The sequence below is a fragment of the Pantoea sp. MBLJ3 genome, assembly GCF_000816655.1.
GTDB lineage: Bacteria > Pseudomonadota > Gammaproteobacteria > Enterobacterales > Enterobacteriaceae > Pantoea > Pantoea eucalypti.
Genome location: NZ_JSUT01000004.1, coordinates 69506 through 95305, shown reverse-complemented (window position 1 = coordinate 95305; position 25800 = coordinate 69506). Strand labels below are relative to the sequence as shown.

Here is a 25800-nt window from a genome sequence, read left to right as displayed (position 1 = left end):
CAGGATGGCCCGGTTTAATTCTTCGCATTCCTTCTCTTTTGTCCGATAAATATCTGAAATTCCTGCTACGTTAAATTTCATTCAAATTTCCTGATGATCTCCATCATGCTTATCAGCGTGATAAAGCGGCGAATGCGCGTATCGTAGTGGCTATCAAACAGACGATCCCGGGGATCACGAATGAGCCAGTTACGTATGCCAGCGCTGTTTTTGGGTCATGGCAGCCCAATGAATGCCCTTGAAGAGAACCGCTATACCGCCGCATGGCGTCATGCGGGTGACACTCTGCCACGTCCACGTGCGATTATTGCGGTTTCAGCGCACTGGTATACGCGCGGCACCGCCGTGACAGCAATGGCTCATCCTAAGACGATTCATGATTTTGGTGGCTTCCCGCAGGCGCTGTTTGACACACGCTATCCGGCGCCGGGATCGCCTGAACTGGCCCAGCAACTGGCAGAGCTTTTAGCGCCTGTCGACGTAAAGCTTGATCAGGAATGGGGACTGGATCATGGATCATGGGGCGTCCTCATCAGGATGTATCCCGATGCCGACATTCCGGTCGTGCAGCTAAGCATTGATGGCACTAAACCAGCGGCGTGGCACTTTGAGATGGGCCAGAAACTGGCTGCGCTGCGCGATCAGGGTGTGATGATTGTCGCCAGCGGCAACGTGGTGCATAACCTGCGTAAAGTGCGCTGGGACGGCAACAGCGAAGTCTATCCGTGGGCCAGCAGTTTTGAGCAGTTTGTCCGCGATAACCTGGCGGTGCAGAGCGATGCGGCTTCTCATCCGCTGGTCAACTTTATGGACCATCCGGGTGCGGCGCTGTCTAATCCAACACCCGAACACTATCTGCCGCTGCTGTATGTGCTGGGCGCACGTCAGCCGGATGAAACCATCAGCATTCCGATTGATGGCATGGAGATGGGTGCAATCAGCATGTTGTCGGTTCAGGTAGGTTAGGGCAAAGCTAAGAGAATACAGGCCAGAATCTGACCTGTATTCTCGCGGCGCGTTAGCCGATAAATGCGTGCGGGTAGAAACGGGAGAGATCCTGAGTGATCAAATCGCGATCTTCACGCAGGCCAATACCCGCCGGTTGATCGTCAATCAGCCAGCTGCCGATCAGCGTATAGCTGTCGCCAAATTTAGGCAGAGGATGGAACTGCTGAACGATCATTCCCTCTTCACCGTATGGCCCATCAACGCGGGCAATCTCCTGACCATTTTCTACGATCCGGATATTGGCACCTTCACGTGAAAACAGCGGCTTCACCACATATTTGTCCATGTGCGGAACGTCATCTTCGGCGAACCAGGCGGGCAGCAGGTTAGGGTGATTCGGGAACATTTCCCACAGCAACGGCAGCAGGGCTTTGTTCGAGACGATGCTTTTCCATGCCGGTTCAAGCCAGCGTACGCCAGCATCACCCAGCTTGGTTGAGAACATCTCACGCAGCATAAACTCCCACGGATAGAGCTTGAACAGGTTACTGATCACCTGATCCTGAGCATCGGTAAATTCCCCTTTTTCGCCCAGGCCAATTTCATCTATATAGAGAAATTCACTCGGCAGCCCCGCTTCAGTAGCGCAGTCCTGAAGATATTGCACGGTGCCACGATCTTCGTCGGTGTCGCGGCAGCAGGCGAAGTGCAGCCAGTTAAAGCCGTGCTGCTGATGTAATGCGGCAAAACGTTCAATCAGCTTTTCCTGCAGGCTATTAAACTGGTCACTGCCTGCCGGGAGCTGACCTGCGTTGAGCTGGTCTTCCAGCCACAGCCACTGGAAAAATGCCGCTTCATACAGTGAGGTCGGCGTATCGGCATTGTTCTCCAGCAGCTTCACATCGCCTTTGCCATCCCAGGCAAGATCAAGGCGTGAGTAAAGCGACGGCTGACGCTGATGCCATGAATCGCGCACGAAGTCCCAGGTGTGTTTTGGAATGCGGAATTTGGTCAGCAGCGCTTCGCTGTTTACGACCTTATCCACGACCTGCAGGCACATCTGATGCAGTTCTGCAGTGACATCTTCCAGATGCTCGATTTGCGCCAGCGTGAACTGGTAATAAGCATCTTCACACCAGTAGGGTTCGCCATGCATGGTATGAAAACGAAAACCGAACTCGGTGGCTTTTTCACGCCAGCCTGGGCGTTCTGAAATGGCAATGCGTTCCATCGGGGCGTTAGCCTCCCATTGAGCGGCTGGATGTACCGCTGGCGCTGCTTCGCTGCATGCTGTTCTGTTTCGCGACGGTTTCACCAAAGCCACCACGGGTAATGGTGGAGGTCGTTGCCGGTTTCGGTGCCAGCGCCGTTTTAGGCACGGTCATGGTTTTGCCGGAAGTGGCAGCACCATAGTTACGGCCGGAGGCATCAACAAACTGGCCGTTTGCCGGGCTGCGGGCATTTTTCGGTGAGAATAGCGGTTGCTGCGCAAAGCCCGAACCACCGCCCATCATGCGGCCCATCATGTAACCGGCCATTAGTGGCATCCAGAAGCTGCCGCCACTCTGCTGCGATTCAGCATTGGTGGTGCCAACGCCCGCCTGAGCCGGTGTCTGCTGACACTGATTTTCACCAAATTCAGCGACACAATCTTCACGCGTGGCATATTTTGGCGCAGTACGTTCAGCCTCTTTTTTAGCCTCATTGAATGCGGTAGTACACTGCGCACTCTGGCCCGGATTGGCTTTAGAACAGTCATCCGCATTCTGGTACATCGAAACCGTTTCATCGTTCTGTTCGCAGCCAGCCAGCATAAATACGGCTGAAACGGCGATAGCAACGGGCGTCAAGTGGCGTGCCTGCCAGCTTTTACGAAAAGCGGCATAGCGAATAGATTTTGTGCGTTTCATTATGATTATCCTGTGCCCAAAGGTAGCGCATAGAATAGGGGAAGGGGGGGTAAAATTGAAGCTGGAGGCCTGATACAACAGGGATCTTTACTTAGTTATACGTTCAACAGAGAGACGGGCCGCAAAGCAGCCCGTCCACTGATTATTGACCGAAAGGATTACCGCTGCTGTGGCGAGCCGCAGGACGCGCTGCCTCAGACGAGCCAGTTGCCACCGGACCGCTATCCACACGAGCGGTCTGCTGGGCATTTTCCGGCGCCACCGTTTCCGGGGAAGTCGGAATCTCTTTACCCAGCTGGCTGTTCAGTTTCTGCAGGCTCTGCTCGTTGAGCGTACCCAGTGCATAGCTGATATTCAGCTGGTTAATCAGGTAGCTATAACGCGCATCAGAGAGCTGCTGTTTCGCGTTGTAGAGCACGGTCGTTGCATCCAGCACATCGACGATGGTACGTGTACCCACCTGATAGCCCGCTTCGGACGCATCCAGTGAGCTTTGCGCAGAGACGACTGCCTGTTTGTAGGCGTTGATGCTGCTGATAGACGCATTCACGTTGTTAAACGAGGAGCGTACCGTCTGTACTGCTGTGCGGTGAGCGCTTTCCAGCTGTTCGCTGGCGCTGACAAAATTGTATTGCGCCTGTTTCACCTGAGAGGTAACGCTGCCGCCGCTATACAGTGGCAGTGAGAAACTCAGGCCAACCTGGTTTGAACCGGTAATTGAATCGGTAGAACCCTGGCTCTGGTTTGCACGGCTGCCGCCATATTTGCTGTTTGACATGCCGGTGGAGGCGGTCAGATCCAGCGTCGGCATATGGCCGGTTTCCGCTGAGCGAATCTGCTCACGCGCCAGATCCTGATTCAGACGCGCAGAGAGCAGTGACAGGTTACGGCTTTCTGCCTGCTTAAGCAGCGCACTCACCGCTTCGGGCTTATCGGTTCTGAAACGATCAATGCTCAGCGAAGCCAGCGACATATAGTCCATGCCGGTAATCTGACGCAGCGTTTCTACGTTGTTATCAAGATTGTTACGCGCGGTCACTTCATTGGCCAGCACGCTGTCATACTGCGCACGGGCGTTCTGAACATCAGTGATGGCAACCAGGCCAACGTTAAAACGCTGGGTGGTCTGATCCAGCTCGCGGTAGATAGACTGTTTCTGCGCTTCAGTGTAAGAAAGGGTATCAATCGCTTTCAGCACGTTGAAGTAGGCCGTTGCGGTGTTCAGAATCAGATCCTGCTGCGCCACCTGATAGGTCACATCCTGAATACCGGCGGTCTTTTCCTGCAGAGTCAGCGCGCGCCATTTCGACATGTCGAAAATAGTCTGGGTTAAATTCAGAGAGCCGCTGGTCGTGTTGGAATGAAGACCACTACTGTCGCGATAACCGTTATTATAGGCGTAGTCTGCACCCAGTCCGAGCTGAGGTAATAATGGGCTACGCGCTTCGTTGATTTTCTCAAAAGCAGAATCACGATCGGCAGCGGCGCTGCGCAGATCCGGGTTGCTCAGACGTGCTTGCTGGTAAACCTGAAGCAGGTCTTCGGCCTGGCTGGCGAAGCTGAAACCGCCCAGGCTAAGCCCAATAAAAAATGGGAGCAGTTTTTTCATTTGCATTCCTTTTGTTGCAGCAAATTGCAGTGGGTGCGCTGCCGGGTAAGCCAAAAAATTATCGCCGATTCTAGCAGAGGGCAACTGTGAGATAAGTTGGCTGAAAGTGCCTTCTATCTCTAATCTACGTAAATATTTCAGAAAGAACTACTTACATGGAGCACGGTTACAGGCTTTTTTCGCTCCACCCCAATCTGCACAAGGAACCTGATGATGCCGGAAGAAAAAAAATCCCCTGTGACTTTCACAAAAAACGATGTAGAAATTATTGCACGAGAAACACTCTACAAAGGTTTTTTTTCCGTTGAGCGATACCGCTTCCGCCACCGCCAGTTTAATGGCGAAATGAGTGGAGAAGTGCAACGCGAAGTTTTTGAGCGCGGACATGCTGCCGTGCTGCTACCTTATGATCCCTTACGCGATGAAGTGGTGCTGATTGAACAGATCCGCATCCCGGCTTATGACAGCAGTGCTTCACCCTGGCTGCTGGAGATGGTCGCCGGTATTATCGAGCCCGGTGAATCGGTCGAGCAGGTTGTGCGCCGTGAAGCCGTTGAAGAAGCAGGATTGGACGTCGGTCGGGTTAAGCCCATGCTTAGCTATCTGGCCAGCCCTGGCGGCACCAGCGAACGTTTATCGGTGCTGATTGGGGAAGTGGATGCCAGCCAGGCAGAGGGATGCCATGGTCTGGAGGAAGAGAATGAGGATATTCTTGTCCATGTGGTGAGCCGCGAACAGGCGTACCGCTGGGTGGAAGAGGGGATAATTGATAATGCGGCGTCTGTCATCGCCTTGCAATGGCTGGCGTTGCACCATGAAAAACTACGCGAAGAGTGGATACAAAAATGAAACAGCGCTATACCCCTGACTTTCCCGAAATGATGCGGCTCTGCGAAACCAATTTCGCCCAGTTACGCCGCCTGCTGCCGCGTAACGATGAGGCGGGAGAATCGGTGATCTATCAGGTGAGTGGCGCCCGTTATCAACTGACGATTCAGGAGTCGACACGCTACACCACGCTGGTGGAGATCCGCCAGGTCGCACCTGCCGTGAGTTACTGGAGTCTGCCCTCGATGTCGGTCAGGCTCTATCACGATGCGATGGTCGCCGAAGTGTGTTCAACTCAACAGATCTATCGGTTCAAAGCGCGCTATGATTATCCTAATAAAAAATTGCATCAGCGCGATGAAAAACATCAGATAAACCAGTTTCTCGCAGACTGGCTGCGTTACTGCCTGGCACATGGCGCGATGGCGGTTCCGGTCTGCTGATGCGTATAATGCAGTAAATGGCGTGGAGACGAAGGAAACGCTTTGGATAGCCTGCTAACTCTTCCTGCAGCGAACGGTTCCGAAATCAGGATTTTGCAAATCACGGATACCCACCTGTTCGCGGGAAAACATGAATCGCTGCTTGGGGTGAACACCTGGTCGAGCTACGACGCCGTGCTGGATGCGATTATTGCGCAACATCGCGACTATGACCTGATCATCGCCACGGGCGATCTCGCCCAGGATCACTCTATCGAAGCCTATCAGCATTTTGCTGAGGGCATCTCTCGCTTGCCGCGGCCCTGCGTCTGGCTACCCGGTAATCACGATTTTCAGCCCGCAATGGTGGATACACTGGCGGCAGCGCACATCAATGCCCATAAGCAGGTGCTGGTGGGTGAGCAGTGGCAGATTGTGTTACTCGACAGCCAGGTCTACGGTGTTCCGCATGGAATGCTGAGCGACTATCAGCTGGAGTGGCTCGACAACGCGCTGGCCCGCTTTCCGCAACGGCATACGCTGGTTATGCTGCATCACCATCCGCTGGCCTCTGGCTGCACCTGGCTCGATCAGCACAGCCTGCGCAATTCGCATCAGCTTGATGCCGTGTTGCAGCGCTACCCGTTAGCCCGGACGCTGGTCTGTGGCCATATTCACCAGGAGCTGGATATGGAATGGCATGGCCGTCGGGTGCTGGCGACGCCGTCTACCTGTGTCCAGTTCAAACCGCACTGTACCAGTTTTGCGATTGACACCGTGGCTCCCGGCTGGCGCTGGTTTACACTGCATCCGGATGGCGGCCTTGAGACCGAAGTGAACCGGCTTGACACCGACGCTTTTCGTCCCGATTTAGACTCCGAAGGATACTGACGCGTGGCAGCACTGCTCTATCTGCACGGTTTTAACAGTTCGCCGCAGTCCGCGAAGGCGACTCAGTTCCGGCAATGGTTAGCGATGCAGCACCCGGAGATCGACATGATCGTGCCACAGCTGCCGACCTTTCCCGCTGATGCGGCGGCAGTGCTGGAAGACCTGGTGCTGAGCCGCAGTGGCGAAACCCTGGGCGTGGTAGGATCGTCGCTGGGCGGTTATTACGCTACCTGGCTGTCCCAATGTTTTATGCTGCCGGCTGTTGTCGTCAATCCCGCAGTACGCCCTTTTGAACTGCTGGTGGATTTCCTTGGCGAAAATCAGAATCCCTACACGGGCCAGCAATATGTGTTAGAGTCACGCCACATTTACGATCTCAAAGTAATGCAGATTGAACCGCTGGAAGCGCCCGATTTACTCTGGCTGCTGCAACAGACCGGCGATGAAGTTCTCGATTACCGACAGGCACTCGACTATTACAGCGCGTGCCGTCACACGGTAGAAGAGGGCGGAAATCATGCATTTACTGGATTCGAGCGCCATTTCCCGCAGATTCTGGACTTTCTTGGTCTGAATCATCCCTGAGTAATGCGGAAATCGCACCAATTTCACCCTTCTAATCAGACATTTACGATGAGTCAATCAAACTATAACGCGGATGCCATTGAGGTCCTGACTGGCCTTGAGCCTGTTCGCCGTCGTCCGGGCATGTATACCGATACGACGCGGCCCAACCATTTGGGTCAGGAAGTGATTGATAACAGCGTCGATGAGGCGCTGGGCGGCCACGCGAAGCGGGTTGAAGTGATTCTGCACGCTGACCAGTCGCTGGAAGTTATTGATGATGGGCGCGGCATGCCGGTGGATATTCACCCGGAAGAGGGCGTACCTGCTGTCGAGCTGATCCTGTGTCGTCTGCATGCGGGCGGCAAGTTCTCCAATAAAAACTATCAGTTCTCGGGCGGTCTGCACGGCGTCGGCATTTCTGTGGTTAACGCCCTGTCAAAACGCGTCGAAGTCACGGTGCGCCGTAATGGCGAAATCTATGACATGGCGTTTGAAAATGGTGACAAAGTTCAGGATCTCACGGTTACCGGCACGGTGGCGAAACGCAACACCGGTACGCGCGTCCATTTCTGGCCTGATGAAAGCTTCTTCGACAGCCCACGCTTCTCGGTATCACGCTTATCCCATCTGCTGAAAGCCAAAGCGGTGCTCTGCCCTGGCGTTGAGATTGTCTTTAAAGACAAACTGAACAATACCGAACAGACCTGGTGCTACGAAGATGGCCTGACAGACTACTTGTGCGAAGCGGTGAATGGCTTACCGACACTGCCGGAAAAACCCTTTGTCGGTAGTTTTGCCGGCGATGTGGAGGCGGTGGACTGGGCGCTGTTATGGCTGCCGGAAGGCGGTGAACTGTTAACCGAAAGCTACGTTAACCTCATCCCGACGATGCAGGGCGGGACACACGTTAACGGTCTGCGTCAGGGACTGCTGGATGCGATGCGCGAGTTCTGCGAATACCGCAATATCCTGCCGCGTGGCGTCAAACTCTCAGCGGAAGATATCTGGGATCGCTGTGCCTATGTGCTGTCGGTCAAAATGCAGGATCCTCAGTTTGCCGGGCAGACCAAAGAGCGTCTCTCTTCACGTCAGTGCGCAGCCTTTGTCTCTGGCGTCGTCAAAGATGCCTTCAGCCTGTGGCTGAACCAGAACATTCAGACGGCAGAACAGCTGGCTGAGCTGGCGATCTCCAGCGCCCAGCGGCGTATGCGGGCAGCCAAAAAAGTGGTGCGTAAAAAGCTCACCAGCGGTCCGGCGCTGCCGGGCAAACTGGCGGACTGCACCGCGCAGGATCTGAATAAAACGGAATTGTTCCTTGTCGAAGGGGATTCGGCAGGCGGATCGGCCAAGCAGGCGCGCGATCGTGAATATCAGGCGATCATGCCGCTCAAGGGCAAGATCCTGAATACCTGGGAAGTCTCGTCCGATGAGGTGCTGGCATCGCAGGAAGTCCATGATATTTCTGTGGCGATCGGCATTGATCCTGACAGCGAAGATCTTTCGCAGCTGCGTTACGGCAAAATCTGCATTCTGGCGGATGCGGACTCAGATGGTCTGCATATTGCCACGCTACTCTGTGCGCTGTTCGTCAAACATTTCCGCTCACTGGTCAGCAATGGTCACGTCTATGTGGCCATGCCGCCGCTTTACCGTATTGATCTCGGTAAAGAGGTCTACTATGCGCTGGATGAAGATGAGAAAGAGGGCGTGCTGGAGCAGCTGAAACGCAAAAAGGGTAAACCTAACGTTCAGCGCTTTAAAGGGTTGGGTGAGATGAACCCACTGCAGTTGCGTGAAACCACGCTGGATCCGAATACCCGCCGCCTGGTACAGCTGACTATCAGCGAAGAGGATGTCGATCAGACGATACGCATGATGGATATGCTGCTGGCGAAAAAACGTTCCGAAGACCGGCGCAACTGGTTGCAGGAAAAAGGCGACACGGCCGATATCGACGTGTAAAAGACAGGACGCGAAAGCGTCCTGTTTTGTTTATGCTTGCACCTGTACACCTTCATCGAACCTGGCTGATTTAGAGAGCAGAGACAGCAATCTTGTGAAAATTACCCTGGAAGAGCTACGTGCCTGGGTAGCGGTGGTAGACAGTGGTTCCATTACTGCGGCGGCATCCCAGCTGGCGCAGACCAGTTCAGGCATCAGCCGGGCACTCTCCCGGCTGGAGAGCAAGCTGCAGACCACGCTGTTGCATCGCACTACCCGACGGCTGGCGCTGACCGAAGAGGGTCAGGTTTTTCTGGAGCATGCGCGCCAGATCCTGGCCTCCGTTGAGCAGGCCGAAGAGCAGATTGCCCTGCGGCGCGAGATGCCGTCAGGACGGCTTCGGGTGAACGCTGCAACACCCTTCATGCTGCATGTGATTGTGCCGCTGGTAGACGATTTCCGCGCCCGTTATCCGCTGATCCAGCTTGAGCTGAATACCGACGATATTATGATCGATTTGCTTGAGCAGCAGACGGACATTGCTATTCGTATCGGTGAACTGCGTGACTCTACATTACATGCACGGCTGCTCGGCAGCAGTGCGATTCAGCTGATGGCCAGTCCGGCCTATCTGGCAAAAGCGGGCACGCCACAAAGCGTGGCCGATCTCGCACAGCATCAAAAAATCGGCTTTAGTCATCCTGAATCCCTCAACGTCTGGCCGGTCCTGCAGCCTGATGGTGATTTCATGCGTATTAAGCCGACTATCTCAGCTTCCAGTGGCGAAACCATCCGGCAGCTGGCGCTGGCGGGACAGGGCATTGCGCGTATCTCCGACTTTTTCAGCCGGGAAGATTGCGCCACTGGCCGGCTGGTGCCTGTACTCTCCGCGGAAACCCGCGATCTGCGCCTGCCGGTGCATGCGGTTTATTACCGAAACACCACGCTCTCTTCGCGCATCGGCTGCTTTCTGGATTTTCTTCGCAGTGAGATTGATCGGCGGCAACTGCTGTAAGCCGGTCTGCCAGAAACAAAAAAACCTCTGTCGCAGGACAGAGGTTCAGATAGATGACAATTACGCATTCGGGCACATCTGACCGCAATGCATTCGCTCAGCGCGCAGGGGCCAGGGTCAGAGGAGGAAAACGTCCCGCGGCCTGGGACAAAAACGCCGGGAGCGTTTTTGAACAACGCAACGCGTTGGCCCGGTAACGGGCGCACCTCAGGGATGAGGTGCGTAATCGCGCGGGCCGGGCATGTCATGGATGACGGCTTTTGCGTTTTTCCGATCTGACCCTGATCCCTGTGCCAGCTCGATCTCACAGCGACGGTGGCCGGAATTTATCCCCAGCCTTAACCCCAGCTACACAACCGCAGTAAAGCCTTCAGCACTAATCAGGCGCTGGGTTCCAGCACCAGAATCTTCACATCCACCACATCATCTTTAATGATGCTGCGATGCGCATCCATGTGCGGCATCTGCTGATGCTGCTCAAGATGGCGCAGGCTTTCCCACTGCTCTAACATGAAAATGGAGTCCGGCGAGTTCTGCTTCCACGGCACCTGCGCCTGATGGTCCAGCAACGCGTCATACTGATGGCAGCCATCTTCTTCTAACACCAGCGGGATCAGCTTTTTCACCGCATCCAGCACGGCCTGACGGCGACCGGGTTTAACACAAATTTCAGCAACGACGGTTAACATTCGTGAATTCCTCTTTCGTGGGAAAATAGGGGTAGCCCCTCATCATCTTACGCAAAAACGCGGCTAAGATGGGTCCGATAAGCGGCAATATCACGCGGCACGTCCGGTGCTTTGATCACATCGTTGCAGATAAAGGTCGGCAGCGCTTCCATTCCCAGGAACTGGTTGGCTTTGTGGAAGTGCAGATAGAGACCATCGACGCCAACACCTTCAAAGAACTGCTCCGGGTCAGTAAAAGCCTGTAGCGGCGCATTCCACGTCAGTGACAGCATATATTTTTTGCCCTGCAGCAGACCGCCGGAACCGTACTTCTTCGCCGCATCAGAACGGGTTCGGCCATCGCTGGCGTAGAGCGAGCCGTGACCTTCGGTAAAGACCTCATCAATGTAACGCTTCACGGTCCAGGGTTCGCCCATCCACCAGCCCGGCATCTGATAAATCACGACATCGCTGTCGACATATTTCTGCACTTCATCGGCAATCACGTAGTTGCTGTCGGCCACGGTCACTGACACTTCATGGCCCATATCACGCAGCTGACTGGCTGCAACATCGGTCAGGGTGTGGTTCAGTTCACCTTTAGAGTGGGCAAACGTTTTGCCGCCATCAATAATTAAAATCTTGCTCATGCACAGGTTGCCTCGTTTTCTGAATATGTCGCCTAGCTTACACGTGCGCCATTCCCGGAAAAATGGGAGGTAGATCACAACACTTTTGCTGTGGCAGCAACAATACGCCGGTTTATGGCACCATCGTTGGGCAAACTCACTATGAAAACAGTCAAGAAAACATCAAAATGAAAAAAATCGTTTTCTCTTTACTGCTGGCCAGCAGTGCGGTCCAGGCACAATCTCATCTCGACACCATTCTCAGTTCTAAAACGCTCAGGGTCTGCACCACCGGGGATTACAAGCCTTACAGCTTTCTTCGCCCGGATGGTCAGTATGAAGGGCTGGATATCAGCATGGCGAACGCACTGGCGATGTCGCTCGGCGCGAAAGTGGAGTGGGTACCGACCACCTGGAAAACCCTGATGCCTGACTTTCTGGCAAAACAGTGTGATATCGCCGTCGGCGGCGTCTCCGTCACGCTGAAACGTCAGCAGACCGCCTGGTTCGCCCGGCCGCTGGATGTGGATGGCAAAATCCCGCTGGTGCGCTGCACAGATAAAGATCGCTTCCAGACCCTTGAACAGCTCAACCGGCCTGAGGTGCGGCTGATTGAACCGGCGGGCGGCACCAACGAAGCCTTTGTACACAGCCACCTGCCGAAAGCCTCACTGACGCTGTTCCACGATAACGTCACCATCTTCCAGCAACTGGTGGATAAAAAGGCGGATGTGATGATTACCGATGCCTCTGAAGCGCGTTTTCAGCAGCAGCATTACCCGACGCTCTGTGCGATCAATCCCGACAAACCGCTACAGTATGGCGAGAAGGCTTATATGATTCCGCGTGACGATATCAGCTGGAAGCTCTATGTCGACCAGTGGGTGCATCTCAGCACCGCCACCGGCGAATATCGTGATATTGCCCGCCAGTGGATGGGCGCAAAGCCCTGACGCACTCGCGCTGAGAGTCCATGCACCTGGCGCGAGAATCAGGTACTTCCGGCGACTGAAATCGCGCTGAGTGACGCCTGCTGTCCCGCGCTTCCCCTGTGACTAACACTGGCGAATAAGGTACTATCCTCGCCAAACCACCGCCGGGTGTCCCGCCGTTGTGGGCCACGATGTGAGGATGAGAAATTCATGAGTGAACTGACGCAGGATGGTGCAGAGCGTCTTGCCCTGCATACCTTTACCGAGGATGCGTATTTAAAATATTCGATGTACGTCATCATGGACCGCGCGTTGCCTTATATCGGTGACGGGCTGAAGCCTGTACAGCGACGCATTATCTACGCCATGTCGGAACTGGGTCTCAATGCCAGCGCCAAATTTAAAAAATCCGCGCGCACCGTGGGTGATGTGCTGGGTAAATACCATCCGCATGGCGACAGCGCCTGTTATGAAGCGATGGTATTAATGGCGCAGCCGTTCTCTTACCGTTATACGCTGGTCGATGGACAGGGTAACTGGGGTGCACCGGATGATCCCAAGTCGTTTGCAGCCATGCGTTACACCGAATCACGCCTGTCAAAATATGCCGAGCTGCTGTTAGGTGAGCTAGGCCAGGGAACGGTGGAATTTCAGCCGAACTTTGACGGCACGCTGCAGGAGCCAAAAATTCTGCCGGCGCGTCTGCCTAATATCCTGCTCAATGGCACTACCGGCATTGCCGTCGGTATGGCGACCGATATTCCGCCGCATAATCTGCGCGAAGTCGCTCAGGCCGCCATTGCGCTGATTGACGCACCAAAAACGACGCTGGAAGCGCTGCTGGATATCGTTCAGGGACCGGATTACCCGACCGAGGCGGAGATCATTACGCCGCGTGACGAGATCCGTAAAATGTATCAGACCGGTCGCGGCTCTATTCGCCAGCGTGCGGTATGGAAAAAGGAAGAGGGTGAGGCGGTCATTACCGCGCTGCCGCATCAGGTCTCCGGCGCACGCGTGCTGGAACAGATTGCTAACCAGATGCGCAATAAAAAGCTGCCAATGGTTGAGGATCTGCGTGATGAGTCTGACCATGAGAACCCGACCCGTCTGGTGATCGTGCCACGCTCCAATCGTGTCGATCTCGATCAGATAATGAACCATCTGTTCGCCACCACCGATCTTGAGAAAAGCTACCGCGTTAACCTCAACATGATCGGGCTGGATAACCGCCCGGCGGTGAAAAACCTGCATGAGATCCTGACCGAGTGGCTGGTGTTCCGCCGCGACACGGTCAAGCGTCGTCTTAATTACCGACTGGATCGCGTGCTGCGCCGCCTGCATATCCTGGAAGGATTGCTGGTTGCGTTCCTGAACATTGATGAAGTCATCGACATCATCCGTACTGAGGATGAGCCGAAGCCGGTTCTGATGTCACGTTTTGGCATCAGCGAAACCCAGGCCGAATCGATCCTCGAACTGAAGTTGCGTCACCTGGCGAAGCTCGAAGAGGTGAAGATCCGTGCCGAGCAGGCGGATCTGGAAAAAGAGCGCGATCAGCTGCAGGCCACGCTGGCCTCTGAACGCAAGATGAACACCCTGCTGAAAAAAGAGTTACAGGCTGATAGCGCCAGTTACGGCGACGATCGCCGTTCACCACTGCGTGAGCGTGAAGAAGCCAAAGCGCTGAGCGAAACCGAGCTGGTGCCGTCTGAACCGGTCACCATTGTGCTGTCGCAGATGGGCTGGGTGCGCAGCGCCAAAGGTCACGATATCGATCCGGCCGGACTGAGCTACAAAGCGGGCGACAGCTATCTTGCTGCGGCACGCGGCAAGAGCAATCAGCCGGTGGCCTTTATCGACTCCACCGGCCGCAGCTACACGCTGGATCCGACATCACTGCCTTCCGCGCGCGGTCAGGGCGAGCCGCTGACCGGCAAGCTGACGCCACCGCCGGGTGCCGTCGTTGAACAGGTGCTGATGGAGCCGGATGACCAGCGTCTGCTGATGGCTTCTGATGCAGGCTACGGCTTTATCTGTACTTTCAGCGATCTGGTATCACGTAACCGCGCCGGTAAAGCGCTGCTGACGCTGCCGGAAAATGCCCGCGTGATGACGCCGATGGCCGTCCATCATGAAGATGACATGCTACTGGCGATTACACAGGCGGGACGGATGCTGATGTTCCCGGTTGGCGAACTGCCGCAAATGTCGAAAGGCAAGGGCAATAAAATCATCTCGATTCCGTCAGCGGAAGCGGCTGCCGGTCAGGATAAACTGGCCTGGCTGATGATTCTGCCGCCGGGCAGCGCTATCACGCTGCACGTGGGCAAGCGTAAAATGCTGCTGCGCAGTGAAGAACTCCAGAAATTCCGCGCCGATCGCGGACGTCGCGGCACGCTGTTACCGCGCGGCCTGCAAAAAATTGATCGTGTTGAACTGGATGCGCCTGCGCGTCCGGCGAGCCCGGATAGCGAAGCGTAAACTACCCGGCTGACCCTGCGTCAGCCGTGGCTCAATGAGGGAACTATGTTACTGATTCTGCGTGCCATTATCGTCATCATTTATTCGATTTTAATCTGTATTTTTGGCTGTATCTGGTGTCTTTTTTCACCCCGCGATCCGCGCCACGTCGCGACGTTTGGTCGTCTGTTCGGCAAATTGTCGACGGTGTTTGGCCTGAAAGTAGAGTTGCGCAGACCGGAAGGCGCAGAGAATTATGGTAATGCGATCTACATCGCCAACCACCAGAACAACTACGACATGGTCACTGCGGCTAAAATGGTGCAGCCCTATACGGTCACCGTGGGCAAGAAGAGCCTGCTGTGGGTGCCGTTTTTTGGCCTGCTCTACTGGCTGACCGGTAATCTGCTGATTGATCGCGATGACCGGGCTAAAGCGCGCGGCACCATCGGTGAGCTGGTGGATCAGTTCAACAGCAAGCGCATCTCGATCTGGATGTTCCCGGAAGGGACGCGCAGTCGTGGTCGTGGCTTGCTGCCGTTTAAAACGGGTGCCTTCCACGCTGCCGTGGCGGCCGGTGTGCCGATCATTCCGATTGTGGTCTCGAACACACACGGCAAGATCAATCTTAACCGCTGGAACAATGGACTGGTCATCGTTGAAATGCTGCCACCGGTTGATGTTAAAGCTTTCGAGTCGTCGTCGGTACGTAAGCTGGCAACCCACTGTCGCGAACAGATGGCGGCAAAGCTGGAAGAGTTGAACGCCGAAGTCGCCGAACGCGAAAAAAACGGAAAAATCTGACCGGCGAATCACTCGCCGAACTCATCTGCAGGGATGCAACCCGGCGAGCCTTTACCGGCTCGTCGTGAACGCAGCACAGCAAAACAGATCAATAAAAACAGGGTCGGCGCTCAGCGCCACGCGTAAAGGGTCAGAAGTTTTATGTCTTTCAGCAGACGTCAGTTCATCCAGCTTTCTGCTGGAGCGGCGCTTAGCGCCAGTGTACTACCTCATGCGGCGCGCGCCGCTTCTCCAGCTAATGGCGATACGCCACTGCCCATTCCGCCGTTACTGGAATCCCGTCGTGGCCAGCCGCTGTTTCTGACGATGCAGCGCAGCCACTGGTCCTTTAATGGTGACAATAACAAAGTGCCGGTATGGGGCATTAATGGCCTCTATCTGGGGCCGACCGTTCGGGTTTACAGCGGCGATGACGTTAAGCTGATCTACAGCAATCGGCTGAATGAGTCAGTCTCCATGACGGTCAGCGGTTTGCAGCTGCCAGGGGCGTTAATGGGCGGTGCGCCACGTATGATGTCGGCTGGTGTGGACTGGTCGCCAGTGCTGCCGATTCGTCAGGCGGCTGCAACCTGCTGGTATCACGCTAATACCCCAAACCGCATGGCTCCGCACATTTATAATGGTCTGGCGGGCATGTGGCTGGTAGAAGATGATATCGGCAAACAGCTGCCGCTGCCGAAGCATTACGGTGTCGATGACTTCCCGATTATCATTCAGGACAAACGGCTCGATAACTTCGCCACGCCAGTCTATGACCCGCCACAGGATGGCGGCTTCCTGGGTGATACTCTGCTGGTGAATGGCGTACGCAATCCCTTTGTCGAGGTGTCACGCGGCTGGGTGCGTCTGCGCTTGCTGAACGCCTCAAATGCGCGACGTTATGAGATGGTGCTAAGCGACAACCGTCCGTTTATGGTCATCGCCAGCGATCAGGGCTATCTGCCTGCACCGGTGGCGGTGCAGCGTCTGTCACTGGCACCGGGCGAACGCCGCGAAGTGCTGATAGATATGTCGCAGGGTGATGAAGTGTCGATAACGGCGGGTACGGCGGCGGGCATCATGGACAGGCTGCGCGGTTTCTTTGAGCCATCCTCTATTCTTACCTCTACCCTGATCCTGACGCTGCGACCCACCGGCTTACTGCCGCTGGTGACAGATAATCTGCCAATGCGGCTGCTGGCCGATCAGATTCTGGATGGTGTGGCGGTTCGCACGCGCGAATTCCGCATTGGCGACAGCATGCCGGGCATTAATGGCGCGCTCTGGGATATGAACCGCATTGACACGACCGCGCAGCAGGGCACCTTTGAACGCTGGATCCTGCACGCTGACCGGCCACAGTCACTGCATATTCAGGGCGTGATGTTCCTGATTAAAAGCGTGAATGGGGCGCAGCCGATGGGCGAAGATCGTGGCTGGAAAGATACGGTCTGGGTGGATGGCAGCGTGGAGCTGATGGTCACCTTCCCGCAAAGCTCATCCGATCATTTCCCGTTCGTCTATTACAGCCAGACGCTGGAACTGGCCGATCGGGGTACGGCGGGGCAGCTTGAGGTGCAGCCCACTTCATAACAGCGCGGTCAGGCTGGAAAGACCGGCCTGACCGCGTTAATTACACGCTACTCTGCAGTTCCAGGGCAGCGTGTACGCATCACCGGGCGACGCATCCCCTTAGTTAAACGTCTCCGGATCCGGACCCAGACGATTGCCGCTGTCCAGTTTCGCAATATCACTCACTTCATGCTTATCCAGACGGAAGTCGAACACCTTAAAGTTCTCTTCGATACGCGCTGGCGTCACCGACTTCGGAATCACCACCAGGCCGCTATCCAGATGCCAGCGGATCACGATCTGCGCAGGTGTCTTGCTGTATTTCTTCGCCAGCGACTTAATGATCTCCTGATCGAAGACCCCTTTGCCGCCCTGAGCCAGCGGACTCCAGGATTCGGTCTGGATCTGATGCAGCGCGTTCCATGCATGCAGCGTACGCTGCTGAAGCATCGGGTGCAGCTCAATCTGGTTTACGACTGGCGTCACACCGGTTTCATCCAGCAGGCGCTTCAGGTGCGCTTCATGGAAGTTACAGACGCCGATGCTTTTGGTCAGCCCCTGCTGCTGCAGTTCGATCATCTTCTTCCAGGCATCAACGTAGTTGTCTTTTTCCGGGCACGGCCAGTGCATCAGATAGAGATCAACCTGATCCAGTTTCAGTTTTTCCAGGCTGGTTTCCATCGCCTGCTGAACGTTCTGCTGATCGTCGTTCCACAGTTTGGTGGTCACGAAAATCTCTTCGCGTGGCACGTCGGTTTCCTGGAGCGCCTGGCCAATCGCCTCTTCATTTTTATAGGCGGCGGCAGTATCGATGGAACGATAGCCGACCTCAAGCGCTTTCAGCACCGCATGACGTGCATCTTCGATGCTGGCCTGCCATACGCCGAGTCCCAGTTGCGGCATCATATTGCCATCGCGCAGTTTGATAATGGGTTGGTCTGCCATAGTTGCTCCTTTCCGTTGCGGTTAATCCGTGAGATTTCACTGTGCTTAAGTCTAGCCAACAATTCTCAGCCTGCTTAGCTCAGTCGATAACAGCACGCCTGGTCTTATGCCCGATTCGGTAAATTTATTGCCTGATTCTCCTGGCTGCTGGCGATTCAGGCATTCGCACGGCAAACTGGCTTTTTGTCCGAAAAAGGAGTCGCTATGGCGCACGATGCACTGTGTCACCGGCTGGCACAGCAGGTCGTCACGTTAATGACCCACGGTCACGACCGTCTCTGTCCGGTCGAAAATGTGTCGCTGATTTATGCGAATCAATATCGTCCGCGTACGCCGATGATGTATCAGCCCGGCATTGTGATCCTGTTTCAGGGCAGCAAAACCGGTTATCTCGGCAGCACCGTGTTTCAGTATGACGCCAGCAAGTATCTGATGCTCACCGTGCCGCTGCCGGTGGAGTGCGAAACCTGGGCTTCGCCGGAGATACCCATTGCCGGGCTGTGCCTCAACGTCGATACCGCCAGTCTGCAGGATCTGCTGATTGAAATTGGTGATGACGATCAGTTTCAGCCGCAGCCACAGACCTCGGGCATTCACTCGGCCTGGCTGACGGAGCCGATGCTGTGTGCCGCTGAGCGACTGCTGGATGTGATGACCCAGCCGCGCGATGCGCGGGTGCTGGGGCCGCACATCGTGCGGGAAATTATCTACTATGTGCTGACCGGCCCGATTGGCGGCGCACTGCTCTCACTGGTGAGCCGACAGACGCAGTTCAGCCTGATCGCGCGCGCCCTCCGGCGGATTGAGAATCACTATGCGGAAAACCTCAGCGTCGATGCGCTGGCGGCAGAAGTGAACATGAGCGTTTCAGCCTTTCACCATAACTTCAAAGCGGTAACGCAAACCTCGCCACTACAGTATCTCAAGCGCTATCGCCTGCATCAGGCGCGATTGCTGATGCTGCACGATGGACTGAAAGCGAGTGCGGCGGCGGTGCGGGTTGGCTATGAAAGTCCTTCGCAGTTCTCGCGGGAATTTAAACGTTATTTTGGCGTGACGCCGGGGGAAGAGGTTAATCGTGTCAGGCAGACGGTGACGGATTCCTCTTTGTAGGTCGCCGATCCGGCCGCCAGGAGGCGGCGGATCCCGAGGCTGTGGGCACGTCAGGCGCGTTTCTGGCGACGCTGTTTCCAGATCACCAGAATGCTGCCGAACAGACCGAGCACCAGCAACACCATCGGCAGTATCATCAGAATCGCCATCACCTGATCTTCATGACGCTTGATGAACGGCACCTGGCTGATGCCATAGCCAAAGGTCACCACAATGCCGACCCACAGCAGACCGCTGAGCCAGTTAAACAGCTGAAAACGACTGTTCTGTAAGCCCGCAATGCCCGCCATGGTAGGCAGGATGGTGCGGATAAACGCGAGGAAGCGGCCGACCAGCAGCGCCATCAGACCGTGACGGTTAAACATATTCCAGGCGCGCTGGTGATACTGCGCGGGCAGATGCATCAGCCAGCTCTTAACCAGTCGGGTATTGCCCAGCCAGCGACCCTGCAAATAGCTCAGCCAGCAGCCGAGGCTGGCAGCTGTCGTCAGGATCACCATGGTCGGTACAAAATCCATCACCCCTTTAGCCACCATCGCGCCTGCCAGCAACAGCAGACTGTCTCCCGGCAGGAAAGAGGCGGGTAACAGACCATTTTCCAGAAACAGCGTCAGAAACATCACGCCATACACTACCCATACCACATCCGGATTTGCCAGTGCGGCAAAATCCTGATGCCAGAGCGCCTGGACAATCTCGTGTAAAACACCCATTAGCGATTCCATCACGTCACAAGGAACAATCCGTCTGCGTTCAGACAGTACAGTGAACTCACCAACAATCTGAACGATGCGGGATAAATTTTAACAACAAATGAGCCGCTGCCCGGCAAACACTGCGGGCCACCGCGACCCGGTTTATCTTCTGTTTACTTTCTGTTGAGCGACTCAGCACGTCAGGCGCGAAAAACCGGCTTCCAGGTCAGCCAGCAGGTCATCAACATGCTCCAGGCCAATATGCAACCGCACCAGCGTGCCGGTGAAATCCACACCGCCCGCCGGACGAATCTCTGCCAGCTCTTCCGGCTGATTCGCCAGGATCAGCGATTCATAGCCGCCCCAGGAGTAAGCCATGCTGAAATGATGGAAGTGATCGAGATATTCCGCCAGCTGGGGTGTGTCTAATTTTTCCTGCAGGATAAATGAGAACAGGCCGCTGCTACCGTTAAAATCGCGCTTCCAGAATTCATGACCTTTGCTTTGCGCCAGCGCCGGGTGATTCACCCGCGCCACTTCGGGACGCGCCGCCAGCCACTCTGCCACCTGAATTGCGCTCTCTTCATGCTGGCGCAGACGGGTACCCAGCGTGCGCAGACCCCGGCTTGCCATGTAAGCGGTATCGGCATCGGCCATCTGGCCCATAAGATAGGAGTTCTCGCGCAGCTGGTCGATGCAGCGCGCATTAGCGACTGCGGTACCAATCATCGCATCGCTGTGACCAATCAGATATTTGGTGCCGGCCTGAATGGAAATATCGATACCGTGCGCCAGCGCATTAAACAGAATACCGGCCGCCCAGGTGTTGTCGATCATGATGATCGCCTCGGGCGCTTTGGCGCGTACAGCCGCCACAATCGCTGGAATATCCTGAACTTCCATGGTGATAGACGCGGGGGATTCCAGGAAAACAACCCGGGTATTCGACTGAACCAGTTCACCGATTTCGCTGCCGATGCAGTGATCGAACCAGCCCGTAGAAACCTGCAGCTTAGCCAGAATTTTCGTACAGAAGTCCTGCGTCGGTTCATAGACCGCGCCACTCATCAGCACGTGGTCACCCGCTTCAACAAATGCCAGAATCGCATTGGCCACGGCAGCCGCGCCGCAAGGGTAGAGCACGCAGCCTGCGCCGCCTTCCAGCTCGGTCATCGCATCCTGCAGCGCAAAGTGCGTCAGGGTGCCACGACGGCCATAAAAGAGTTCACCTTTTGCCCGACCGGCGGTGGCGCGTTTTTTCTCCGCAACGGTATCAAAAACCAGTGAGGAGGCCCGTTGAATCACGCTGTTCACCGAGCCCTGGGTATAACGCTTGCTGCGTCCTGCATTGACGAGCGTGGTATCAATTTTTCTGGTGGTCATGAGTCGCCTTTACCGCTTCGGACTAAGCTCTCACGTTACCACGAAACAGCCAGCAGGGTTGAGACTCAATGGTGATTATCAGAGTGCATCGCAGGAAAAAAAACGGCCCGCTCACGGGCCGTTTTTCTTTGCGTTACATCACGCCCATCAGGCGCGGTAACCAGAGCGAAATGGCGGGAATATAGGTAATCAGCATCAGAACGATAAACAGCATGCCGTAGAACGGTAGCATCGCCCCGACCACCTGCTCAATCTTCTGTTTACTTACCGCGCTGGCGACAAACAGTACTGTGCCGACCGGCGGCGTAATCAGTCCGATGCCGAGATTGGTCAGCATGATCATGCCGAAGTGCACCGGATCAATGCCCAGTGAGGTCGCCACCGGCAGCAATACGGGCGTGAGAATCAGAATCAGCGGCGCCATATCCATCAGCGTGCCCACCACCAGCAGCAGGATGTTGATGCACATCAGAATCACATATTTATTATCAGAGAGGCTGGTAAAGGCTTCGGTGATCATCGTCGGCAGTTGCATGAACGTCATCACCGCACCAAACCCGGCGGCGAAAGCGATCAGCACCATCACGATGGTGACGGTTTTAATGGTGCGAAACAGCAGGATATGCAGCTGATTCCATTTAAAGTCGCGATAGATAAACATGGTGACGAAAAAGGCCCAGATACAGGCGATCGCCGCGGACTCTGAGGCGGTGAAAATACCGGAGAGAATCCCACCCATGATGATGACCACGGTAAACAGGCCCCAGAACGCGTCAAAGAAAATCTTCAGCGCCTGACGAAACGGAATGCGCTCGCCTTTGGGATAGCCGCGTTTGCGTGCGAACCCCAGGCACATCACCATCAGGCAGCCTCCCAGCATCAGTCCCGGCAGGATACCTGCGACAAACAGCGAAGAGATGGTGACCATGCCGCCGGTTGCCAGCGAGTAAATCACCGAGTTGTGACTGGGTGGCGTCAGCACGGCCTGAACGGAGCCGCTGGCCGTTACCGCAGCGGCAAAATCACGCGGATAGCCTTTCTCCTCCATCTGCGGGATCATCACCGAACCAATCGAAGCGGTGTCCGCGACTGACGATCCGGAGATAGCACCAAAGAAGGTCGACGCGACGATGTTAACCAGTGAGAGGCCACCGCGAATAAAGCCGACAAAGATATAGGCGAAATTGACCAGCCGCCGGGCAATCCCACCCTCCGCCATGATCGCACCCGCAAGAATAAAGAACGGGATGGTCAGCAGCGAAAATTTGTTAATGCCATTAGTTATCTGAATCACCACCGCTTCCAGGGGCAGATCGATCCACCAGGCGCCGATAAAAGCGCTCAGGCCGACCGCAAACGCGACCGGAAACCCCACCAACAGCAACACCAGCAAACTGCCTATCAAGATTAATGCATCCATCTTCTGCTCCGGATTAGTGGGTGCCGCCCAGTGTGACAATGGGTCGCTGACTTTGATCGCCGGTCAGCAATCGCTCAACAACAAACAGCAGGGTGAAGATCGCGCCAATCGGGATCGGCAGATACATTTCGCCGTAGGTCACCGTCGGCAGTGAGGCGAGCGTCTGCACCCACATCGCTTCACACAGGCTGTAACTGGCCTGGAAGATCACCAGGCAGGTGAGGATCATCAGCAGATCGCAGACCCGCAGCATCAGGCGCTGGCGGGCAGGTGACAGACGATCGGTGACCATTGACACGCAGATATGTGTTCCGGCACGAAAGCCGACCGGCGCGCCGATAAAAGTGAATATGATCATGCAGATAATGGCGACCGGTTCTGGCCAGGAGAGTGCGCCGTTCATCACGTAACGGGCGAAGATGCCAACAGGAATGACCGTCACCATGATCAACAGCGCCACGGCGGCCACCAGCATGCACAGCAGATAAAGCCCATCCATCAGACGCGTATAAGCAGACATAATTAATACCTGATTAAGCACGCCACACGGCAGTGTGGCGCGGGAAGGGTTATTTCACGTCGGCGATTAGGGTCATCAGATCCTGATATTTGCCGCCGAATTGATCGCGCACCGGCTGGGTAGCCTTAACGAAGTAGTCGCGGTCGGTCTGCTGGAAGGTCACGCCGCCGGCCTTCATTTTGGCGATCGACTGTTCGGTGTAGGTCGCCCAGAGCTGACGCTCTTCATCCTGTGCCTCTTTGCCGAGCTTTTTCAGCAGTGTCTGATCGTCGGGTTTCAGGCGATCCCAGGCGCGTTTCGAAAACAGAATCATCTCTGGCTGAATAAAGTGGCCGGTGAGGGTGTAGTACTTCGCGACCGGCATGTAGTTATGGGCCACAAAGGTAGGTGGGTTGTTCTCGGTGCCATCGACCACGCCGGTCTGCATCGCACTAAAGACTTCGCTGACGCCCATTGCCACCGGATTTGCGCCCATCGCTTTCAGTGTCGCCAGTGAAATGGCGCTGTTCTGCACCCGGATCTTCATACCTTTGAGATCGTCGGGTTTTGCCAGCGGCTTCTTGGTGATCATGTTGCGCTCACCGGCATCCGTCCAGCCCAGGAAGACCATGCGGGCGTTGGGATCCTTATCAAACTTGCTGGCAATCTCGCTGCCTATCTCACCATCCAGCACTTTATGCATGTGGTCGACGTCGCGAAAAATGTAGGGCAGGGTGAGCACGCTGGTTTCCGGGGCGATAGACGTGACCGGAGCCAGTGAGACGCGGATCATATCGATGGCGCCCAGTTGCACCTGTTGCAGCGTCTGGTCTTCATCACCCAGCACGCCACCGGCGTAGATCTTCATCTCCAGCCGTCCATCAGTGGCCTGTTTGAGTTTGTCGCCCATGTGTTGCAGGGCAACCACAGTGGGATAGCCGGCTGGCTGCACTTCAGCGACTTTAATCACCTGTGCCGTGGCGGTGGAACTTATCATGATTGCCGCCAGGGCACTGGCCAGGCATGTTTTTGTCAGTCTCATTATTTTGTCTCCCGCAGAGGTAGGACGGCCTGGAGTCTGGGCTAACCGCAGAGTGCCGTGTGGAGCCAGCATAGTGAAAATGCGTCTGAGTAAAATGCAGTAATGTTGATTGAATGAATGGCGTCACATTTTGAAACGTTGTTTTAATAAATTTTCATGCAGCTTCACATTTTCGAAACGTCCCTGACGGAAAGTGTGTAAAGCTGGTCAAAGCGAGGTCTGTGACCAGAGTTGGGTTTGTAAATACTAATGAGAACTACTATCAATTCGCCGCCATTTTGCTATTATTCGCGCTTGTTTCGCATCCCTGAATCAGAAGTTGGAGAAGCAGCGTGGTAGCCAGTGATTTGATGCAAACGGACCTCTCCGTTTGGGGCATGTATCAACATGCCGATATCGTGGTAAAGGTCGTCATGATTGGCCTGTTGTTGGCATCGGTCGTGACATGGGCAATCTTTTTCGGCAAATATGCTGAACTCAGCGCCGCTAAGCGCCGCCTGAAGCGTGAGCAACTAGCGCTGGGCGAAGCCCGTAGTCTTAATGACGCCGCCCGCATTGCTCAGTCGTTTACCGGTCACAGCCACAGCGTCGTGCTGCTGAACGATGCGCAGAATGAACTCGAATTGTCGGCAGGTGTGGAAGATACCAACGGCATTAAAGATCGCACCAGTTTCCGCCTTGAGCGCCGCGTGGCTGCTTTCAGCCGCCATGCAGGCCGGGGCAATGGCTTCCTGGCAACCATCGGCTCTGTCGCCCCGTTTATTGGTCTGTTCGGCACTGTCTGGGGCATCATGAACAGCTTTATCGGTATTGCGAAAACCCAGACGACGAACCTTGCGGTGGTGGCTCCCGGTATCGCCGAAGCGCTGCTGGCAACGGCGGTGGGTCTGGTCGCTGCGATTCCGGCGGTGGTGATCTACAACGTCTTTGCCCGCATGATCGCTAACTACAAAGCCTCGCTGGGTGATGTTGCCGCTCAGGTGATGCTGTTGCAGAGTCGTGACATCGACCTGGGCACTGTGGCCAAAGAGGTTCCACGTCCCGCGACCGCCCAGAAACTGCGCTTAGGGTAAGCTGTTATGGCCATGCGATTAAACGACGATCTGCAAACCGACGGTGAAATGCATGAGATTAACGTGACGCCGTTTATCGACGTCATGCTGGTTCTGCTGATCATCTTTATGGTAGCCGCGCCACTGGCGACGGTCGACGTGCGCGTCAATCTGCCCGCCTCAACCAGCGCGCCGCAGCCGCGCCCGGAGAAGCCAGTTTATTTGTCGATTAAAGCGGATAAGCAGCTCTACGTCGGTAACGATCAGGTTACGCCTGACTCGCTGGTGAACGTGCTGACCAGCCAGACGCAGGGCAACAAAGAGACGACGATTTTCTTCCAGGCGGACAAGTCGGTGGATTATGAAACCCTGATGAGCGTCATGGATAAACTGCGCACGGCGGGCTATCTGAAAATCGGGCTGATGGGCATGGAAACCGTGAAGGAATAGCGAATTATCGGGCATCCTTAGAA

At 55.4% G+C, this 25800-nt stretch carries 25 protein-coding genes; 14 read left to right on the top strand and 11 right to left on the bottom strand.

Annotation, left to right across the window (positions count from 1 at the left end; translation table 11 throughout):
* The first annotated feature begins 180 nt into the window (after positions 1-180).
* Positions 181-966, top strand: a complete 786-nt coding sequence (gene ygiD / locus NP77_RS05710; RefSeq protein WP_003848449.1) for a 4,5-DOPA dioxygenase extradiol — start codon at positions 181-183, stop codon at positions 964-966.
* 52 nt (positions 967-1018) lie between these two features.
* Here ygiD and NP77_RS05705 read toward each other — a convergent pair whose 3' ends face one another.
* The 3 genes from NP77_RS05705 to tolC form a co-directional block, all read right to left on the bottom strand.
* Positions 1019-2179 carry a glutathionylspermidine synthase family protein gene (locus tag NP77_RS05705; RefSeq protein ID WP_003848450.1) on the bottom strand — a complete coding sequence of 387 codons (1161 nt, stop codon included), beginning with the start codon at positions 2177-2179 and terminating at the stop codon, positions 1019-1021.
* Between the two features lie 7 nt (positions 2180-2186).
* Positions 2187-2858, bottom strand: a complete 672-nt coding sequence (locus tag NP77_RS05700) for a DUF1190 family protein (protein WP_003848451.1) — start codon at positions 2856-2858, stop codon at positions 2187-2189.
* Between the two features lie 142 nt (positions 2859-3000).
* Entirely contained in the window at positions 3001-4467 is a 1467-nt protein-coding gene (gene tolC / locus NP77_RS05695; protein WP_003848452.1) for an outer membrane channel protein TolC, read from the bottom strand.
* Positions 4468-4680: 213 nt separating this feature from the next.
* On the opposite strand from tolC, the gene nudF reads away from it, so the two are divergent.
* The 6 genes from nudF (at position 4681) to NP77_RS05665 (ending at position 10131) form a co-directional block, all read left to right on the top strand.
* The gene (gene nudF, locus NP77_RS05690) at positions 4681-5316 is read left to right on the top strand and encodes an ADP-ribose diphosphatase (protein WP_033761442.1); all 636 of its coding nucleotides are present in this window, start codon (positions 4681-4683) and stop codon (positions 5314-5316) included.
* Positions 5313-5738 (top strand): DUF1249 family protein, encoded by a 426-nt coding sequence (locus NP77_RS05685; protein ID WP_008925735.1) that lies wholly within the window; start codon positions 5313-5315, stop codon positions 5736-5738. Before nudF ends, NP77_RS05685 begins: the two co-directional genes overlap by 4 nt.
* Positions 5739-5780: 42 nt before the next feature.
* The gene (cpdA, locus tag NP77_RS05680) at positions 5781-6608 is read left to right on the top strand and encodes a 3',5'-cyclic-AMP phosphodiesterase (RefSeq protein WP_003848455.1); all 828 of its coding nucleotides are present in this window, start codon (positions 5781-5783) and stop codon (positions 6606-6608) included.
* Between the two features lie 3 nt (positions 6609-6611).
* The gene (gene yqiA / locus NP77_RS05675; protein ID WP_003848456.1) at positions 6612-7193 is read left to right on the top strand and encodes an esterase YqiA; all 582 of its coding nucleotides are present in this window, start codon (positions 6612-6614) and stop codon (positions 7191-7193) included.
* A 48-nt stretch (positions 7194-7241) separates the two neighbouring features.
* Positions 7242-9137, top strand: a complete 1896-nt coding sequence (gene parE / locus NP77_RS05670; RefSeq protein ID WP_003848457.1) for a DNA topoisomerase IV subunit B — start codon at positions 7242-7244, stop codon at positions 9135-9137.
* A gap of 94 nt (positions 9138-9231) precedes the next feature.
* Positions 9232-10131, top strand: coding sequence for a LysR substrate-binding domain-containing protein (locus tag NP77_RS05665; RefSeq protein ID WP_003848458.1), 900 nt, complete (start codon positions 9232-9234; stop codon positions 10129-10131).
* A gap of 380 nt (positions 10132-10511) precedes the next feature.
* Here the strand turns inward: NP77_RS05665 and NP77_RS05660 are convergent, their stop codons facing one another.
* Both NP77_RS05660 and NP77_RS05655 read right to left on the bottom strand, forming a co-directional pair.
* A complete protein-coding gene (locus tag NP77_RS05660) occupies positions 10512-10820 on the bottom strand; it encodes a putative quinol monooxygenase (RefSeq protein ID WP_003848459.1) in 309 nt (102 codons plus the stop codon).
* A gap of 47 nt (positions 10821-10867) precedes the next feature.
* On the bottom strand, positions 10868-11449 hold the full coding sequence (locus tag NP77_RS05655) for an NAD(P)H-dependent oxidoreductase (RefSeq protein WP_003848461.1): 582 nt from the start codon (positions 11447-11449) through the stop codon (positions 10868-10870).
* 167 nt (positions 11450-11616) lie between these two features.
* Here NP77_RS05655 and NP77_RS05650 point away from each other — a divergent pair, with 167 nt between their 5' ends.
* The 4 genes from NP77_RS05650 to ftsP all read left to right on the top strand — a co-directional run bounded on the left by NP77_RS05650 (position 11617) and on the right by ftsP (position 17199).
* Positions 11617-12381: a transporter substrate-binding domain-containing protein gene (locus tag NP77_RS05650; protein WP_052250633.1), complete on the top strand. Its 765-nt coding sequence runs from the start codon at positions 11617-11619 to the stop codon at positions 12379-12381.
* Positions 12382-12570: 189 nt separating this feature from the next.
* Positions 12571-14844, top strand: coding sequence for a DNA topoisomerase IV subunit A (parC, locus tag NP77_RS05645; protein WP_003848464.1), 2274 nt, complete (start codon positions 12571-12573; stop codon positions 14842-14844).
* 45 nt (positions 14845-14889) lie between these two features.
* A complete protein-coding gene (locus tag NP77_RS05640; protein WP_003848465.1) occupies positions 14890-15627 on the top strand; it encodes a 1-acylglycerol-3-phosphate O-acyltransferase in 738 nt (245 codons plus the stop codon).
* A gap of 141 nt (positions 15628-15768) precedes the next feature.
* Entirely contained in the window at positions 15769-17199 is a 1431-nt protein-coding gene (gene ftsP, locus NP77_RS05635) for a cell division protein FtsP (protein WP_003848467.1), read from the top strand.
* 99 nt (positions 17200-17298) lie between these two features.
* Here the strand turns inward: ftsP and dkgA are convergent, their stop codons facing one another.
* Entirely contained in the window at positions 17299-18123 is an 825-nt protein-coding gene (gene dkgA, locus NP77_RS05630) for a 2,5-didehydrogluconate reductase DkgA (protein ID WP_003848468.1), read from the bottom strand.
* Positions 18124-18327: 204 nt separating this feature from the next.
* Here dkgA and NP77_RS05625 point away from each other — a divergent pair, with 204 nt between their 5' ends.
* Positions 18328-19236 carry an AraC family transcriptional regulator gene (locus NP77_RS05625; RefSeq protein ID WP_008925731.1) on the top strand — a complete coding sequence of 303 codons (909 nt, stop codon included), beginning with the start codon at positions 18328-18330 and terminating at the stop codon, positions 19234-19236.
* Between the two features lie 50 nt (positions 19237-19286).
* On the opposite strand, the gene NP77_RS05620 is transcribed toward NP77_RS05625, so the two are convergent.
* From NP77_RS05620 to NP77_RS05600, 5 genes are all read right to left on the bottom strand, one after another.
* Positions 19287-19949 carry a DedA family protein gene (locus NP77_RS05620; protein WP_003848472.1) on the bottom strand — a complete coding sequence of 221 codons (663 nt, stop codon included), beginning with the start codon at positions 19947-19949 and terminating at the stop codon, positions 19287-19289.
* A 174-nt stretch (positions 19950-20123) separates the two neighbouring features.
* Complete coding sequence (gene metC, locus NP77_RS05615; RefSeq protein WP_039659364.1) at positions 20124-21314, bottom strand: cystathionine beta-lyase; 1191 nt, start codon at positions 21312-21314, stop codon at positions 20124-20126.
* Positions 21315-21447: 133 nt separating this feature from the next.
* A complete protein-coding gene (locus NP77_RS05610) occupies positions 21448-22734 on the bottom strand; it encodes a TRAP transporter large permease (RefSeq protein WP_003848476.1) in 1287 nt (428 codons plus the stop codon).
* Positions 22735-22747: 13 nt separating this feature from the next.
* Complete coding sequence (locus NP77_RS05605) at positions 22748-23254, bottom strand: TRAP transporter small permease (RefSeq protein ID WP_003848478.1); 507 nt, start codon at positions 23252-23254, stop codon at positions 22748-22750.
* Positions 23255-23303: 49 nt separating this feature from the next.
* A complete protein-coding gene (locus tag NP77_RS05600; protein WP_003848480.1) occupies positions 23304-24275 on the bottom strand; it encodes a TRAP transporter substrate-binding protein in 972 nt (323 codons plus the stop codon).
* A 350-nt stretch (positions 24276-24625) separates the two neighbouring features.
* Here NP77_RS05600 and exbB point away from each other — a divergent pair, with 350 nt between their 5' ends.
* Together exbB and exbD are read left to right on the top strand one after the other, a co-directional pair.
* Complete coding sequence (exbB, locus tag NP77_RS05595) at positions 24626-25348, top strand: tol-pal system-associated acyl-CoA thioesterase (RefSeq protein WP_181162245.1); 723 nt, start codon at positions 24626-24628, stop codon at positions 25346-25348.
* Between the two features lie 6 nt (positions 25349-25354).
* Positions 25355-25777, top strand: coding sequence for a TonB system transport protein ExbD (gene exbD / locus NP77_RS05590; RefSeq protein WP_039659362.1), 423 nt, complete (start codon positions 25355-25357; stop codon positions 25775-25777).
* The last annotated feature ends 23 nt before the right edge of the window (positions 25778-25800 follow it).

Coding starts and splice junctions, on each gene's coding strand:
- ygiD (WP_003848449.1), top strand. CDS start 181: ATGAGCCAGTTACGTATGCCAGCGCTGTTTTTGGGTCATGGCAGCCCA.
- NP77_RS05705 (WP_003848450.1), bottom strand. CDS start 2,179: ATGGAACGCATTGCCATTTCAGAACGCCCAGGCTGGCGTGAAAAAGCC.
- NP77_RS05700 (WP_003848451.1), bottom strand. CDS start 2,858: ATGAAACGCACAAAATCTATTCGCTATGCCGCTTTTCGTAAAAGCTGG.
- tolC (WP_003848452.1), bottom strand. CDS start 4,467: ATGAAAAAACTGCTCCCATTTTTTATTGGGCTTAGCCTGGGCGGTTTC.
- nudF (WP_033761442.1), top strand. CDS start 4,681: ATGCCGGAAGAAAAAAAATCCCCTGTGACTTTCACAAAAAACGATGTA.
- NP77_RS05685 (WP_008925735.1), top strand. CDS start 5,313: ATGAAACAGCGCTATACCCCTGACTTTCCCGAAATGATGCGGCTCTGC.
- parE (WP_003848457.1), top strand. CDS start 7,242: ATGAGTCAATCAAACTATAACGCGGATGCCATTGAGGTCCTGACTGGC.
- NP77_RS05660 (WP_003848459.1), bottom strand. CDS start 10,820: ATGTTAACCGTCGTTGCTGAAATTTGTGTTAAACCCGGTCGCCGTCAG.
- NP77_RS05655 (WP_003848461.1), bottom strand. CDS start 11,449: ATGAGCAAGATTTTAATTATTGATGGCGGCAAAACGTTTGCCCACTCT.
- NP77_RS05650 (WP_052250633.1), top strand. CDS start 11,617: ATGAAAAAAATCGTTTTCTCTTTACTGCTGGCCAGCAGTGCGGTCCAG.
- parC (WP_003848464.1), top strand. CDS start 12,571: ATGAGTGAACTGACGCAGGATGGTGCAGAGCGTCTTGCCCTGCATACC.
- NP77_RS05640 (WP_003848465.1), top strand. CDS start 14,890: ATGTTACTGATTCTGCGTGCCATTATCGTCATCATTTATTCGATTTTA.
- ftsP (WP_003848467.1), top strand. CDS start 15,769: ATGTCTTTCAGCAGACGTCAGTTCATCCAGCTTTCTGCTGGAGCGGCG.
- dkgA (WP_003848468.1), bottom strand. CDS start 18,123: ATGGCAGACCAACCCATTATCAAACTGCGCGATGGCAATATGATGCCG.
- NP77_RS05625 (WP_008925731.1), top strand. CDS start 18,328: ATGGCGCACGATGCACTGTGTCACCGGCTGGCACAGCAGGTCGTCACG.
- NP77_RS05620 (WP_003848472.1), bottom strand. CDS start 19,949: ATGGGTGTTTTACACGAGATTGTCCAGGCGCTCTGGCATCAGGATTTT.
- metC (WP_039659364.1), bottom strand. CDS start 21,314: ATGACCACCAGAAAAATTGATACCACGCTCGTCAATGCAGGACGCAGC.
- NP77_RS05610 (WP_003848476.1), bottom strand. CDS start 22,734: ATGGATGCATTAATCTTGATAGGCAGTTTGCTGGTGTTGCTGTTGGTG.
- NP77_RS05605 (WP_003848478.1), bottom strand. CDS start 23,254: ATGTCTGCTTATACGCGTCTGATGGATGGGCTTTATCTGCTGTGCATG.
- NP77_RS05600 (WP_003848480.1), bottom strand. CDS start 24,275: ATGAGACTGACAAAAACATGCCTGGCCAGTGCCCTGGCGGCAATCATG.
- exbB (WP_181162245.1), top strand. CDS start 24,626: ATGCAAACGGACCTCTCCGTTTGGGGCATGTATCAACATGCCGATATC.
- exbD (WP_039659362.1), top strand. CDS start 25,355: ATGGCCATGCGATTAAACGACGATCTGCAAACCGACGGTGAAATGCAT.